Raw genomic sequence first — 13,541 nt, 5'->3', positions numbered from 1 at the left:
CAATGTTATGAACTATCAAGTCAACGCTTCTTCGTTTTCAAATGAAGATGCTGTTATTCATATTAAAGCATCGGACATCGCTTTTGGAACCACATCAAAAACAGCAGACGTTTTACCCAATCCGGCAGAATTATTCTTAGGATCATTTGCAGCGTGTATGCTTAAAAATGTGGAACGTTTTTCAGAGATGATGAAATTCAATTATACAAAAACCACACTCAAGGTTAATGCCACTCGTCTTGAGCATCCTCCACGAATGGATAATATCAATTATGAGTTAACCATTTACAGTAACGATGAGAAATTGAATGTCGATTTGCTAAAAAAGAACATTGAGAAACACGGCACCATTTATAATACCATAAAATTAACCTGTACTATTTCTGGCGCTATTAAAACACAAAGCGATGTTTGATTGGTTACAACATTTCGCCGATTGGTTAATCTATTCCGTATTTGGAATTGGTACAGAAACACATTTAGGAATTGCTCTTAATTTCTTTGTATACGATACCATCAAAATTCTGATTCTGCTTTTCGTTATCGTTTTCATCATGGGCATTGTAAATACCTACTTCCCAATTGAACGCCTAAAAAATTACCTGAACAGGAAAAAACTATACGGTTTAGAATACTTTTTTTCTTCGATTTTTGGAGCCATAACACCATTTTGTTCCTGCTCTTCAGTACCACTTTTTATTGGTTTTGTACAAGGAGGCATTCCTTTGGGTGTTACCTTTTCCTTTTTAATTACCTCACCATTAGTCAATGAGGTTGCCGTAGCGATGTTTATTGGTATGTTTGGCTTAAAAGCAACCTTAATCTATGTTATCTCAGGTATTTTATTAGGAACCATTGGAGGTTGGCTGCTTGGTAAATTCAATCTTGAACCTTTATTGTCTGATTGGGTAAAACAGATTCTTGATAACAACATGCAACAGGCCGAATTTCAAGAAGAGAAAAGAACATTTTACCAACGCTTACCTGAAATTACAAATAGTGCTTGGGATATTGTAAAAGGTGTACTCCTTTATGTCATTATAGGAATTTCCATTGGTGCGGCGATGCATGGCTATGTGCCCGAAAACTTTTTTAATGACTATTTAGGAGGTGGAGAATGGTGGACCGTTCCTCTTGCCGTTATCATTGCTGTGCCCATGTACGCTAATGCCGCAGGTATTGTGCCAGTCATAGAAGTTTTTGTAGCCAAAGGTGTTCCTTTAGGAACTGCTATAGCTTTTATGATGGCAACCGTAGGCTTATCTATTCCTGAAGCCACCTTGCTAAAAAAAGTAATGTCCTTAAAACTGATTGCCATCTTTTTTGGTGTCGTGACGCTGTGTATTATACTTTCCGGCTTTGTATTCAACATATTATTATAAACTATAAATCAATAAAATTATGCGACAAACATTTCACTTGTTAGTAGTTATAACTCAAAGTTTAATACTGACATCCTGTGTTGATGAAACAAAAAAAGACAATTCAGCTTTAGATCAATCAATTTCTAAAATAGAGGTTATGGACTTCCACTCTACACACAGGTGTATGACGTGTAAGGCTATTGAGGCTACACGAAATTCACATTAGATACTTATTTTTCGCACGAATTAAAAGCGGATAAAATTAGCTTCCAAGTCATAAATGTAGATGATGAAAAAAATGAAAAACTAGCTGAAAAATTTGAAGCATCAGGAACCGCTTTAATTCTAAATGTGATTAAAAACGGAAGTGAAAACAAGATAGATTTAACCGAATTTGCATTTATGAATGGTACAGATCAAGATGTTTTTTCTAAAGCACTAAAATCTAAAATTGAAACCCAATTAAAAACACTCTAAATGGAGTTTCTAAAAGCACTGTTAGAAAATTATAACATTCCCATTTTATCAGCCTTAATACTCGGACTAATGACTGCCATTAGTCCGTGTCCTTTGGCAACCAACATAACAGCGACCGCCTTTATCTCTAAAAATATTTCGAGCAAACGAAATGTATTTTTAAACGGCTTATTATATGCACTCGGAAGAGGCTTTAGTTATACTGCCATTGGATTAATTTTATACTTTGGTGCGAGTAAGTTTCATATAGCGCGATTTTTCAATCAAAATGGTGAAAAATATTTAGGGCCATTATTATTATTATTGGTTTAATAATGCTCAATATTATTAAACTCAATTTCTTAGGAACATCTAATTTTCAAGAACGACTATCCGAAAAATTTAAAGATAAAGGGGTATTAGGGTCATTTTTGATTGGAGTTGTTTTCGCTTTGGCATTTTGCCCTTATAGTGGAGCCTTATTTTTTGGAATGCTTATTCCCATGACTATTGCGTCTGCAGATGGTCTTTATTTACCGATGGTATTCGCGTTTGGTACAGGATTACCAGTAATTCTATTTACGTATTTATTAGCCTATACTGCTGGAAAAGTTGGCATATTTTATAACAAAATCACCAAAATTGAAAAAGTCATGCGTATCGTGGCTGGTGTTGTTTTTATTATCACTGGGTTATATTATGTGGCTATATTTACTGGGATACTAGCATAATTTACGATAAGAATATAAGGCCTTAGTCACAATACCTTTTTCTATCTCCTTTTAATTAATCGATGTATTTATATATTGTAGTTAATCGAAAAAAATGAATTGATGTTTAAAGTTTAAACTAAATATGTTTATTATTGTCTCTCAAGCTACTATCCAATGAAAAACCATTTTCTTACATCATTCTTACTATTCTGCTTTTTAGATTTATTTAGTCAAAACGTGACTTTTGAAGATCCAAATTTCAAAAATTACTTAGTAAGCTCTATCTGTGCTGATCTAAACAACGATGGATATCCAGAATCTGTTGTAGATACCAATAACGATGGAGAAATACAAGTTTCTGAAGCTGAAGCTGTTTTTATGCTAGAAATAAATGAAAATTGCTTAGCAACATCAGCAGAAGGGATAGCGGCTTTTACTAATTTAAATGAACTTTTGTTCGAAAACACAAATTTAAATACTATAGACTTAAGCTTTATTTCTCAAATCAGTGAATTAGAAATCTCAAGCAATCCCAATCTGACGTCTATTAATTTAGGGCAACTTACATCTGTTACTAGACATGTAACCTTTGATTTAAATCCTAACCTACAATCTATTGATTTATTAAACTTAACAACCGTTGGAGGTCGTTTTACCTACCGATATAACGCAACGACATCTAACACAGCTATAAACTTAGACTTAAACAGTCTCACTAGCATTGGTAGTAGCTTATATATTACAAATAATGACTCAGTTCTACCTATGAGTATCAATTTATCTAATCTAACTACGGTTAACCAATCTATGATTATTAATTATAACAATATCTTAGATATCGATTTAAGTAACTTAACCTATATCCATGGCTTTAGATTTATCGGTAACGATACTATAACGGATTTAAATTTGAGCAACGTAGTTTCTAATGAAGTCTATATAACGTCATCAGATGAGATTAGTATTCAGAGTTATAATCTAGAGTCTATAGATTTATCAAGTTTAGAATATTCCGTTGAACGCCTTATTATTAATGGTAATCTCATGGATGTCAATCTAAGTAGCCTCAACAATGTCGATGGTCATATCACGCTATCATTTGATTCTCCAATTGTTAGCTTGCCAAGCCTTCAAACAGGCGACATAACGATTGGTGGAGATGTGCAACATATTGATTTAAGCGCTTTAGAAACTGGTGGTCTGTATGTGAACACAACAAATCATGACTTAAACACCATAGATTTAACAAATTTAATTGACGGAAGTATCAGTCTATCAAATAATCAATTGACAGAACTAAACCTCCCAAGTTTAGTTAATGCCGTAGATTTAAATGTTAAAAACAATCAATTAACTAGTGTCAATTTACCTCTACTAGAAACCGTAGAGGATATTTTATTTACAGGAAATCAATTAGACAATTTTGAATTAACTAATACTGCGGTTACAGGTAACTTAAATTTAAGTTCAAATCCATTGACAAATATAAATTTACAAAATAATACAATTCGAAATTTATCATTAAGCAATACAGAATTCTCTTCTTTAGACTTAAGCACCACAACAGTGGAGAGTTTTAGTATTTATAATAACGTAAATCTCTTTAATATAAACATTAAAAACGGGGACATCATGGAATCTGTTAATTTCTTGAGTGATCCCACATTAACCAATGTGCCCAATCTAGCATATATCTGTGTTGATGAAGGCGAACTAAACTACATTAGTGATTTTATTCCCACTAATTGCAACATCAACACTTATTGTTCCTTTGTACCAGGAGGTGAGTTTTTCGTTATAGAAGGAGAAAATAAATTCGATTCTAATTCTGATGGCTGCGATGCCACTGACACACCATTTCCTAATTTAATGTACTCAATTTCAGACGGTAACGTTGAAGGGATTAGCATTTCAAACATTAACGGAAGTTATAGCATTCCACTAGAAGTGGGAAACTACACCATTACGCCAAAGTTTGTTAATGAAGATTACTTTTCAATTAGTCCAGAAAATATTGCTGTAAATTTCCCAGATGAAAACAGTCCTTATATTCAGGATTTTTGTATTACTCCTAATGGCATAAAGAATGATTTACAGGTTTATATTATTCCATTATCGTCAGCTCGTCCAGGTTTTGATTCAACTTATAAGATTGTATATAAAAATGTTGGAAATACAATTTTATCAGGAAATGTCACGTTCACTTTTGAAGACGACTTTATGGATCTAGTGTCGTCTGTGCCTGCTGTAACAAGTCAAAATGAAAACCTATTGTCATGGGATTATAACAATCTACAACCTTTTGAGAACAGATCTATTCTTGTTACAATGAATCTCAATCCGCCAACGCACTTAACATTCCCCTTAAATAATGCGGATATTTTAAGTTTTGATACGAGAATAAATCCTATTCCAAATGATGAATTTATTAGTGATAACAGCATGGGTCTTAAACAATTGGTTGTTAACTCTTTTGACCCAAATGATATAACTTGTTTAGAAGGTCCACAAATTCTTGAAGACGAAGTTGGAACATATGTACATTACTTAATTAGGTTTGAAAATACTGGTTCTGCCTCTGCTATAAATATTGTAGTTAAAACTATACTTGATGAAACAAAATTTGATAGCTCTAGTTTTATACCTCTAGATAGTAGTCATATTTATAGTACTAAAATAACAAACAATAATGAGGTTGAATTTATTTTTGAAAACATTGAACTCCCATTTGATGATGCCAACAATGATGGGTATGTTGTATTTAAGATTAAAACACTATCAACCTTAGATTTAGGAAACACCTTTGAAAGCACGGCTGATATATACTTTGATTATAATTTTCCAATTGTTACGAATACTTATTCTACTGAAATTGTAAACGAAAGATTACATACCGATAAAAACAGTATAAACGCCATTCAAATTTACCCAAATCCTGTTACAGATATTTTGAACATTGAAGGCACAAATTTATTACAATCAATTTCACTGTATACTTTGTCTGGTCAATTAATAATAGAACAAACGGAATCTCTAAATAAACTAGACTTAAGCAAACTAAAGAACGGTATTTACATGCTAAAATTGAAAACATCTTTTGGAGAAATGAATAAGAAGATTGTAAAATTATAGCATAGTTTTATCTATTCTTAGCTTCAATCCACTTGCTCATATATTTGGTACTTTGCATGGATTGCATCATAAATAATTGTCCGATAAAGTTGTTTTCGCGATGTGCATTTATATCCTTAGAAAGTTCCATTAGTTTGGATGCAAATGCTTTTTCAAAATTTACATTATTGAAGCGCTTATGCATCACTTTAAAACCCTGTTGTTGTTTTTGTTCCCAGGTTTCAGCGTCACTATAAAGTAAGACAGCTTTTTTAGCAAAGTCTTTTGGGTTATCGGAGATAAAACCGTTGACATCTAATTGACCAAACATACCTTCGGCTGCAATATTCGTCATAACACAAGGAGTTCCGTTTTGCATCGCGTCAATTAGTTTGCCTTTAAGTCCTGCCCCAAAACGTAAAGACGCTAAGCAAACTTTGGCGTTTTTCATGATGTCATTCACATCTTCCGCAAAACCTTTAATAAAAAAGCCTTCATTAGGTTTATGAAGTTGGGTCACTTTTTGAGACTCATAAGATCCATAAATATGTAGTTCTAGTTTTGGTAGTTGTTGCCGTATTAAAGGCCAAATCGTCTGTTTTAAATACAATACCGCATTATAGTTTGGTGCGTGAAGAAAATTACCGATGGTTACAAAATGTTGTCGTGCTTCAAATTTTGGTAAGAGTTTTATATCCTCTTCAGAAATAGGTTCTAGCAGAAACGGTAAATAATATAGCAAACTTGCATCAATGTTAAATTGATTGGTTAAAATATCTAGTTCTGCTTCAGAAATTATTAAGCTCAAATCACAACGATAAATACTAGCTATCTCACGTTTGGTCGTATCATTTTGAAGATGCTCTAACGTAACCACTTCATTTCGTTTTAAAGCCACTTCCCTAGCCTTTCGTAAGCCATGAAAATCTTCGGTATCTAAAATCCGTAATGCATTAGGACATTGTTCTGAAACGCGCCAACCATATTGTTCTTCCGTCATAAAACGATCAAACAACACAGCATCCGGATGTAATTCTTTTACAAATACATCAAAAGACGAATCGTTTAAAAGAATCGGTTTGGTGTTAACATTTATGGTATCTAAATCAAACGTATTGTCAGACATTTTAGCCGCAGAAGAAAACGATACCTCATATCCTTGATTTTGAAATTGCGTTATCAATTGTAGCATACGACTGCCAGCTGCAGAACTTTTGGGTTCTGGCCAAACGAAACCGATAACGAGTATTTTTTTGTTCATTAAAGCAAAACTATTCTATTTCTAGTATTATTATACTTAAATATGATACATATTAGCACTTCTGATTTAAAATAATGAATTTACTGAGCTTCTTTGAGAAACACATATTTTAATCGTACGGTACTTGCCCACTCATTAATGGCTGCGATTTGATCCTCGGATAATTTAGCCTCGCTGTGCACCCACGTATAACTTTCTAATGGCATCTCTTTACGCTCAACCATTTCGATTAGTTCATCAAGTTTATGATCTTTTCTTCTATCATCATAATCGTTCCATTTTGAAACATTAAAATGTTTTTTACCCACTTTAATATGATTTGCTAACCAATAATTTACAGGTGTAATTTGACTATACCAAGGGTAACGGGTTGTATCACTATGGCAATCTAAACATGCGTTTTTTAAAATCGTCTTTACATCATCAGGTGGATTGGTGTCCTCAAAAAAAGCATCTACAGATGCTAAATCTCCTTCATTTTTTTCAGGTCCAAAAAATTGAGCAATTCCAAAGGCTAATAAAAGAAACCACAGTATGTTTTTTATAATCTTCATATTTGATTAATTTTAACTCGCATGTTAGGGACTAAAAATAACCAATTTTCAATTGACAAAAGCACAACTTTATAAAGAATTAAACTACGTCAACCATTCGCGCGAAATGCGCTTAAAGTATGCTAATTTGGTTATTGACAATCCAGAATTAATTACTCCACTTTTAGATATTCTCTTTGAAGTGAATGATAAAATTTCGTGTAGAGCTGCATGGGTTTTAGAGTTTATGTGTGGTAAAAATCTCAATGCTATAATTCCGCATCTCCATACGTTTACAGCACATATGGGAAAAGTTCATTTAGATTCTTCTGTAAGGCCAGTAGCTAAGATATGCGAATATTTAACGACAGCTCATTATTCTAAAACGGAAAATCTAATAAAAACCAAACTCTCTCAAACCCATAAAGAAAATATTGTAGCCGCATGTTTTGATTGGATGATTAATGACGAAAAAATTGCGCCCAAAGCGTATAGCATGAATAGCTTATATCTTTTGGGTACAGAGTATGACTGGATTCATCCGGAACTCGCCATTATTCTAGAACGCGATTATGAAATGCAAAGTTCAGGTTTTAAAGCTAGAGCTAAGCATATTCTAAAGAAGATAAAGAACCGTCAGAACTTTAAAATTCGGAGTTAGTAAATATCGAAAAAACTTCGTGCTTGGCGTTTCAAACTTCAAACTTACTTCCATATATTTACCACTTCAAAAAAACTGACATACATGGCACTTTCTCCTCTTAATGCAATTTCACCAATCGATGGTAGATACCGATCTAAAGTTGAAGCTTTAGGCAATTATTTTTCAGAAGAAGCACTGATTAAATATCGTGTTTTAGTAGAGATTGAATATTTTATCGCTTTATGTGAATTACCTCTACCGCAATTAGATGCGGTGTCTAGTTCTATTTTTGAAGATTTAAGAGCTATCTATAAAAATTTTACAGCGGTTGACGCTTCAGCCATAAAGGAGATTGAAAAAGTTACCAATCATGATGTTAAAGCTGTTGAATATTTTATTAAAGAGAAATTTGATGCTTTAGGTTTATCTGATTATAAAGAATTTATTCATTTCGGATTAACTTCTCAAGATATAAATAACACAGCTATTCCTTTAAGTATAAAGGATGCTATGAATGATGTCTATGTTCCTGAATATAATGCCTTATTAGAAAAAATAGAAGGTTTAGGAAAAGATTGGGCAGATATCCCAATGTTAGCAAGAACTCACGGACAACCAGCCTCACCTACACGCTTAGGTAAAGAAATTGAGGTTTTTGCAGTACGATTAAAAGAGCAATTCAACTTATTAAACGACGTGCCTAGCGCTGCTAAGTTTGGTGGTGCCACAGGAAATTTTAACGCACATAAAGTCGCTTATCCTAACATTGATTGGAAAGCCTTTGGAACTAAATTTGTTCAAAAAAAATTAGGCTTGCATCATTCTTTTCCAACCACACAAATTGAGCATTACGACCATGTCGCTGCTTTATTTGATGCTTTAAAGCGTATTAATACCATTATCATTGATTTAGATAGAGATATCTGGACCTACGTGTCAATGGATTATTTCAAACAAAAAATAAAAGCTGGAGAAGTTGGAAGTTCTGCAATGCCACATAAAGTAAATCCTATAGATTTTGAAAACAGTGAAGGGAATTTAGGTATTGCCAATGCTATTTTTGAACATCTTTCTGCAAAACTACCAGTTTCTAGATTGCAACGCGATTTAACAGATAGTACCGTTTTAAGGAATGTAGGTGTACCTTTTGGACATACCCTTATTGGGTTTAAATCTACCGTTAAAGGTTTAGGAAAATTATTATTGAACGAACCTAAATTTGCACAAGACTTAGAAAATAATTGGGCTGTGGTCGCGGAAGCGATTCAAACGATCTTAAGACGTGAAAGCTATCCAAATCCATATGAAGCTTTGAAAGGCTTAACGCGAACGAACGAAGCGATTACGCAAACATCTATTTCTAATTTTATTGATACCTTAGAGATTTCTGATGCTATTAAAACAGAATTAAAAGCGATAACACCAAGCAATTATACTGGTATTTAATTTTTGAACATTGTGAAATTTATTCCAAAATCTACAGACGCTATTGTTTTGTGCTGTGTTACTATTATAGCACTAAGCATGTTTATGGCAGGCTTATTTGATGTTCTCGATTATATTATTGTAAAAGCAACGTTGTTTATAGGTTTTGCTGCTTTATTTGTTACCGCAATGTTTTACGCTTATAAAAACGACAAAAAAGAAAATCGTCTTGAAGACACTCCTCAAGACGATTCTCATTAACATAATAGTCAGATTATTTAAAGAAATCTGTTAATCCGTTCAATTGATTCTCATCAAAATCTGCCTTTTCTAAAACAGAACTTAAGGATATTAATTTATTGGCATTCATGTCATCACCTAAAACTCGAGCAATGATAAAGCCTCTGTTTTTGGCATGTCCGAATAATATAAGTTCATCCACGTTATCTAAGTCACCTAAAAACTTCACTACAAACTTTCCGTCTTTAGGATTTCCACCGCGAATTAACTCTTCGTATTTAGAGTCTTTTAGAATGGTATTTACTTTAGCTAATTCTAACTTGTATTCTTCAGCATTGGTATCCTCGGTCATAAATGTTAATACATTCAATTTATCTACGGAATTGTATGCTTCTTCCTGTTCTTCGGTGAGATCCACCTTTTCAACATTAATAAAACTCGTAGGTACATCAAACGATGCAAAACCGGGTTTTAACTCGTTATCTACATAATAGGTTTGCAATGTAGGCCCTTGATTACAACTTGTAAAAGCTGTAACCAAAAGCAACATTACTATTGATTTTTTGATTGATTGTATCATGTGATTTGTCTGTTTATTGTTTTTTTCCAGCTTTCTTTAACTGCTCACCTCCAGGAATATCCATTGAATTAGTGATTTTAGAAATCTGTCTTAAATCAATATCACCCGTTAAAGACAACACTACGGTTTCAAACACACGTTTTTTACCATTAATTTCTATATCCTGTCCTTCGGTTAATTCTTTAAGACCTGTCATAAACATCAATAATTCTTTAACGTGGTTCTCGTCTTTACCTTCTTTTACATAAAACTTTACGGTTTGTCCACCATCTTTAAATCGCATTAACTCTTCAAGTTTCGTGGATTTCAAATAAGAATTAACCGTAGATTTCATATCTGTAGATACTTTATCATCACCTGTGGTAAATACTTTAAGACCTGTTATTTTCTTCACCATTTCCATAAACTCTTTTGCTTCTGGATCATCAATATCCATATCTATAGTAGCTAACATTCTAAAGGCCTTCTGGTTAATTACAAAAGAAGCGACCTCTTCATAATCCTCATATTTATCAAATATGCCTTGAGCAAAGGTTAAAACTGGCGTCAGTAAAAGGGCTGTAATTATTATTAATTTTTTCATCTTTTTAATTTTTTTAGTTTGAATTGTTTTTTAAAATCTTGTTTGTTATTGTACTAAATGTTCCTAGTTTACTGGCTTGTTGAGCACCTTCATTAATGTTCTCACCTACTAAAGCTAGATTTGTTAGTTGTGTTTTTCCTTCATTCATCCCTAAAGAGATTAAACTAAAAGCTTCCATGGTTTGGTTATAAACCAAAAGAGCTTCTTGTTTTTCTGCTTCGGTAGGACCCATAAAACTTGGTACAACTAAACCAAGCATTAGAACGGCAACAGCTGCGACAGAAATCCATTGATACAATGTTGTTTTCTTAGATTTTAATGGAACGTCTTTGGTATACTGTTCTTTTTGCGATTGTGAAAAGTATTGAAACATAGGTTTGTAATGCTCAAACTCGGGCGCTACAGAATCTCCATTGAAATATGCTTTTAGTTGCGCTTCTTCTTTTATAGAGGTTTCGGCATTATGATACTTTTCTATTAATTTTTCTATATTATTTAATACCATACTGATGTGTATTAGTTAATTTTTCTCGTATTGTTTTTCGTGCTCTCGATAAATTGACGCGAATCGCAGTTTCATTCATGTCTAACATTTTAGCGATGTCGTCATAATCATACTCTTCAATATCTCTTAATTGCACAATTATTTTTTGTTGTTCTGGTAACTCTTCCATAATTTTAGACACCCAATCTACACTATCTTTAGCTTCCACCTGGTGTTGTAATGACGTATTGTTATCGGTATAATTACTATGAACAATTTTTAAATTTGATGCTTGTTTTGATTTTAATCGGTCTAAGCAAAAATTCTTAGTCATCGTCATGGAAAACGCTTCAACATTTTTATAATCACCAATCTTTTTGTTATTCTTCCATAATTTCAAAAGTATTTCTTGTGTTGCGTCCTCGGCTTCTTCACGAGACACCAATAATCGCTTTGCTAAACGAAACACTTTATCTTTAAATGGCATTACTAAGCTTACAAAATCTGCTTGCTTCATTACTTTTAATTGATTGGTTGATGAAGTCAATTTTACTCTCCTTCATAATTACGACGATACACTTTAGGTTTTGTTACAAAGATTTCTTTTTTTTATAATATTGTGAGTAAATTTAGAGTTTTACTGAAAGAGAAAAAACAATTGCTACACATTAAAAAAATGACTATGAAAAATTTTAAAACTTTATTACTTGCTTGTTTTACCTTATTAGCAATGACAAGTTGTTATGACGACATGGATGATAATATTATTCCAGCGACGACGTTAGAACTTAACGACTTTGTATGGAAAGCTATGAATTATGTCTATTTATACAAATCTGAAATACCTAATTTAGCGGATGATCGTTTTATAAGTATAGACGAATATGAAACGTATTTAAATAGTTATGCGTCTCCCGAAGAATTATTTGAATCCCTTTTATATCTACCAAACGAAATAGATCGATTTAGTGGTATTTACAGCAATTATTACGATTTGCAAAATGCACTATCAGGCACATCTCTTAGTAATGGTATTGAATTTAATTTGTATTATGTACCAGGTAGCAGCGCAGAAATTTTTGGCGTTATAACTTTGGTCTTGGCTGATAGTCCTGCTGAAAGCTTAAATCTACAACGTGGTGATTTTTTTAGAGCAGTTAATGGTGAAAATTTAACAGCCAGCAATTATATTAACTTATTAAGTGCTACATCTTACACTTTAAATTTGGCAACTTACTCAGATAACGGAACTCCAGACATTTCTGATGATGATACTGTAACTTTATCTGGTAATAGCGCAAGTCTTAGCAAAGTCTCATATACCGAAAATCCTGTTCACAAAACAAATGTTTTAAATGTAGGAGGTATCTCTGTCGGTTATTTAATGTATAACGGTTTTACAAGTGAGTTTGATAACCAGTTAAATAATGCCTTTGCTGAATTTAATGCTGCTGGTGTAACCGAATTAGTTATAGATTTAAGATACAATGGAGGTGGTTCTGTGCAAACTGCCGCGTATTTGGGAAGCATGGTAACTGGTCAATTTACAGGACAAGTCTTTTCTAAATTATTTTATAATGATAATTTATCTAACAATGATACAGAATACGTATTTACAGGTTCTATTAATGGTAATTCTATAAATAGTCTCAATCTGTCTCGCGTGTATGTATTAACAACAAATAGACAAACAGCCTCAGCAAGCGAATTGGTAATAAACAGTTTAAGCCCTTATATAGACGTTGTCGTTATTGGTGAGAATACCGTGGGAAAAACACAAGCTTCTAGAACAGTTTATGATTCTCCTACACTTTTTTCTGATTCAGAAGCAAATACAGGTCACACATACGCTTTACAACCATTAGTTGCTAACTCTACTAATATAAACAATGAATTAGTGCCTTCTACAGGTTTAATTCCAGACATTGAACTTTCAGAATCTATCACTAATTTGGGTGTTTTAGGTGATGTTAACGAACCGCTCTTAGCAGCTGCCTTAGCAGACATTACTGGATCTGGCAGACCTGCAAATCTAAGCGAAAGTTTTTCTTTAGAACTCGAAGAAATAAGAATGCCAATAACTCCTCTTCAGCAAGACATGCACATCGATTAGTAAGAAATTCTATTTTATAGGATACAAAAGCCGCT

13 protein-coding genes and 2 pseudogenes are annotated in these 13,541 nt (G+C 33.0%); 9 read left to right on the top strand and 6 right to left on the bottom strand.

Going from position 1 to position 13,541, the window contains the following annotated elements; translation table 11 throughout:
• Window positions 1-7 precede the first annotated feature (7 nt).
• The 5 genes and pseudogenes from C8N41_RS08400 to C8N41_RS08385 all read left to right on the top strand — a co-directional run bounded on the left by C8N41_RS08400 (window position 8) and on the right by C8N41_RS08385 (window position 5,665).
• Complete coding sequence (locus C8N41_RS08400) at window positions 8-415, top strand: OsmC family protein (RefSeq protein ID WP_115838944.1); 408 nt, start codon at window positions 8-10, stop codon at window positions 413-415.
• Complete coding sequence (locus tag C8N41_RS08395; protein WP_115838943.1) at window positions 408-1,382, top strand: permease; 975 nt, start codon at window positions 408-410, stop codon at window positions 1,380-1,382. Before C8N41_RS08400 ends, C8N41_RS08395 begins: the two co-directional genes overlap by 8 nt.
• Before the next feature lie 201 nt (window positions 1,383-1,583).
• Window positions 1,584-1,841, top strand: a pseudogene (locus C8N41_RS17145) (nitrophenyl compound nitroreductase subunit ArsF family protein); the annotation flags it as partial.
• Window positions 1,842-2,551, top strand: a pseudogene (locus C8N41_RS17250) (aromatic aminobenezylarsenical efflux permease ArsG family transporter).
• Window positions 2,552-2,707: 156 nt separating this feature from the next.
• Window positions 2,708-5,665: a DUF7619 domain-containing protein gene (locus C8N41_RS08385; protein ID WP_115838942.1), complete on the top strand. Its 2,958-nt coding sequence runs from the start codon at window positions 2,708-2,710 to the stop codon at window positions 5,663-5,665.
• Window positions 5,666-5,672: 7 nt separating this feature from the next.
• Here the strand turns inward: C8N41_RS08385 and C8N41_RS08380 are convergent, their stop codons facing one another.
• Together C8N41_RS08380 and C8N41_RS08375 are read right to left on the bottom strand one after the other, a co-directional pair.
• Window positions 5,673-6,905, bottom strand: coding sequence for a glycosyltransferase (locus C8N41_RS08380; protein WP_115838941.1), 1,233 nt, complete (start codon window positions 6,903-6,905; stop codon window positions 5,673-5,675).
• 80 nt (window positions 6,906-6,985) lie between these two features.
• Window positions 6,986-7,459 (bottom strand): heme-binding domain-containing protein, encoded by a 474-nt coding sequence (locus tag C8N41_RS08375; RefSeq protein WP_115838940.1) that lies wholly within the window; start codon window positions 7,457-7,459, stop codon window positions 6,986-6,988.
• Between the two features lie 52 nt (window positions 7,460-7,511).
• On the opposite strand from C8N41_RS08375, the gene C8N41_RS08370 reads away from it, so the two are divergent.
• From C8N41_RS08370 to C8N41_RS16810, 3 genes are all read left to right on the top strand, one after another.
• Window positions 7,512-8,099 (top strand): adenylosuccinate lyase, encoded by a 588-nt coding sequence (locus C8N41_RS08370; protein WP_115838939.1) that lies wholly within the window; start codon window positions 7,512-7,514, stop codon window positions 8,097-8,099.
• Window positions 8,100-8,183: 84 nt separating this feature from the next.
• On the top strand, window positions 8,184-9,527 hold the full coding sequence (purB, locus tag C8N41_RS08365) for an adenylosuccinate lyase (protein WP_115838938.1): 1,344 nt from the start codon (window positions 8,184-8,186) through the stop codon (window positions 9,525-9,527).
• A 12-nt stretch (window positions 9,528-9,539) separates the two neighbouring features.
• Window positions 9,540-9,767 (top strand): hypothetical protein, encoded by a 228-nt coding sequence (locus C8N41_RS16810; protein ID WP_147298944.1) that lies wholly within the window; start codon window positions 9,540-9,542, stop codon window positions 9,765-9,767.
• A 13-nt stretch (window positions 9,768-9,780) separates the two neighbouring features.
• Here the strand turns inward: C8N41_RS16810 and C8N41_RS08360 are convergent, their stop codons facing one another.
• The 4 genes from C8N41_RS08360 to C8N41_RS08345 are packed head-to-tail and all read right to left on the bottom strand — an operon-like array spanning window position 9,781 to window position 11,910.
• On the bottom strand, window positions 9,781-10,326 hold the full coding sequence (locus C8N41_RS08360) for a DUF4252 domain-containing protein (protein ID WP_115838937.1): 546 nt from the start codon (window positions 10,324-10,326) through the stop codon (window positions 9,781-9,783).
• 13 nt (window positions 10,327-10,339) lie between these two features.
• A complete protein-coding gene (locus C8N41_RS08355) occupies window positions 10,340-10,909 on the bottom strand; it encodes a DUF4252 domain-containing protein (protein ID WP_092443924.1) in 570 nt (189 codons plus the stop codon).
• Between the two features lie 13 nt (window positions 10,910-10,922).
• Entirely contained in the window at window positions 10,923-11,414 is a 492-nt protein-coding gene (locus C8N41_RS08350; RefSeq protein ID WP_115838936.1) for a hypothetical protein, read from the bottom strand.
• Complete coding sequence (locus C8N41_RS08345) at window positions 11,401-11,910, bottom strand: RNA polymerase sigma factor (protein WP_092443928.1); 510 nt, start codon at window positions 11,908-11,910, stop codon at window positions 11,401-11,403. The genes C8N41_RS08350 and C8N41_RS08345 overlap by 14 nt, the downstream gene beginning before the upstream one ends.
• A 165-nt stretch (window positions 11,911-12,075) precedes the next feature.
• Here C8N41_RS08345 and C8N41_RS08340 point away from each other — a divergent pair, with 165 nt between their 5' ends.
• The gene (locus C8N41_RS08340) at window positions 12,076-13,506 is read left to right on the top strand and encodes a S41 family peptidase (RefSeq protein WP_249033260.1); all 1,431 of its coding nucleotides are present in this window, start codon (window positions 12,076-12,078) and stop codon (window positions 13,504-13,506) included.
• The last annotated feature ends 35 nt before the right edge of the window (window positions 13,507-13,541 follow it).

The sequence above is a fragment of the Winogradskyella sediminis genome (assembly GCF_003387355.1).
Lineage (GTDB): Bacteria > Bacteroidota > Bacteroidia > Flavobacteriales > Flavobacteriaceae > Winogradskyella > Winogradskyella sediminis.
The sequence above is the reverse complement of the archived record's forward strand: the minus strand, read 5'-3'. Positions and strand labels throughout refer to the sequence as shown.

Excerpts from the sequence above, each read along its gene's own strand:
- C8N41_RS08400 (WP_115838944.1), top strand. The coding sequence starts at position 8 with ATGAACTATCAAGTCAACGCTTCTTCGTTTTCAAATGAAGATGCTGTT.
- C8N41_RS08395 (WP_115838943.1), top strand. The coding sequence starts at position 408 with ATGTTTGATTGGTTACAACATTTCGCCGATTGGTTAATCTATTCCGTA.
- C8N41_RS08385 (WP_115838942.1), top strand. The coding sequence starts at position 2,708 with ATGAAAAACCATTTTCTTACATCATTCTTACTATTCTGCTTTTTAGAT.
- C8N41_RS08380 (WP_115838941.1), bottom strand. The coding sequence starts at position 6,905 with ATGAACAAAAAAATACTCGTTATCGGTTTCGTTTGGCCAGAACCCAAA.
- C8N41_RS08375 (WP_115838940.1), bottom strand. The coding sequence starts at position 7,459 with ATGAAGATTATAAAAAACATACTGTGGTTTCTTTTATTAGCCTTTGGA.
- purB (WP_115838938.1), top strand. The coding sequence starts at position 8,184 with ATGGCACTTTCTCCTCTTAATGCAATTTCACCAATCGATGGTAGATAC.
- C8N41_RS08360 (WP_115838937.1), bottom strand. The coding sequence starts at position 10,326 with ATGATACAATCAATCAAAAAATCAATAGTAATGTTGCTTTTGGTTACA.
- C8N41_RS08355 (WP_092443924.1), bottom strand. The coding sequence starts at position 10,909 with ATGAAAAAATTAATAATAATTACAGCCCTTTTACTGACGCCAGTTTTA.
- C8N41_RS08350 (WP_115838936.1), bottom strand. The coding sequence starts at position 11,414 with ATGGTATTAAATAATATAGAAAAATTAATAGAAAAGTATCATAATGCC.
- C8N41_RS08345 (WP_092443928.1), bottom strand. The coding sequence starts at position 11,910 with ATGAAGCAAGCAGATTTTGTAAGCTTAGTAATGCCATTTAAAGATAAA.
- C8N41_RS08340 (WP_249033260.1), top strand. The coding sequence starts at position 12,076 with ATGAAAAATTTTAAAACTTTATTACTTGCTTGTTTTACCTTATTAGCA.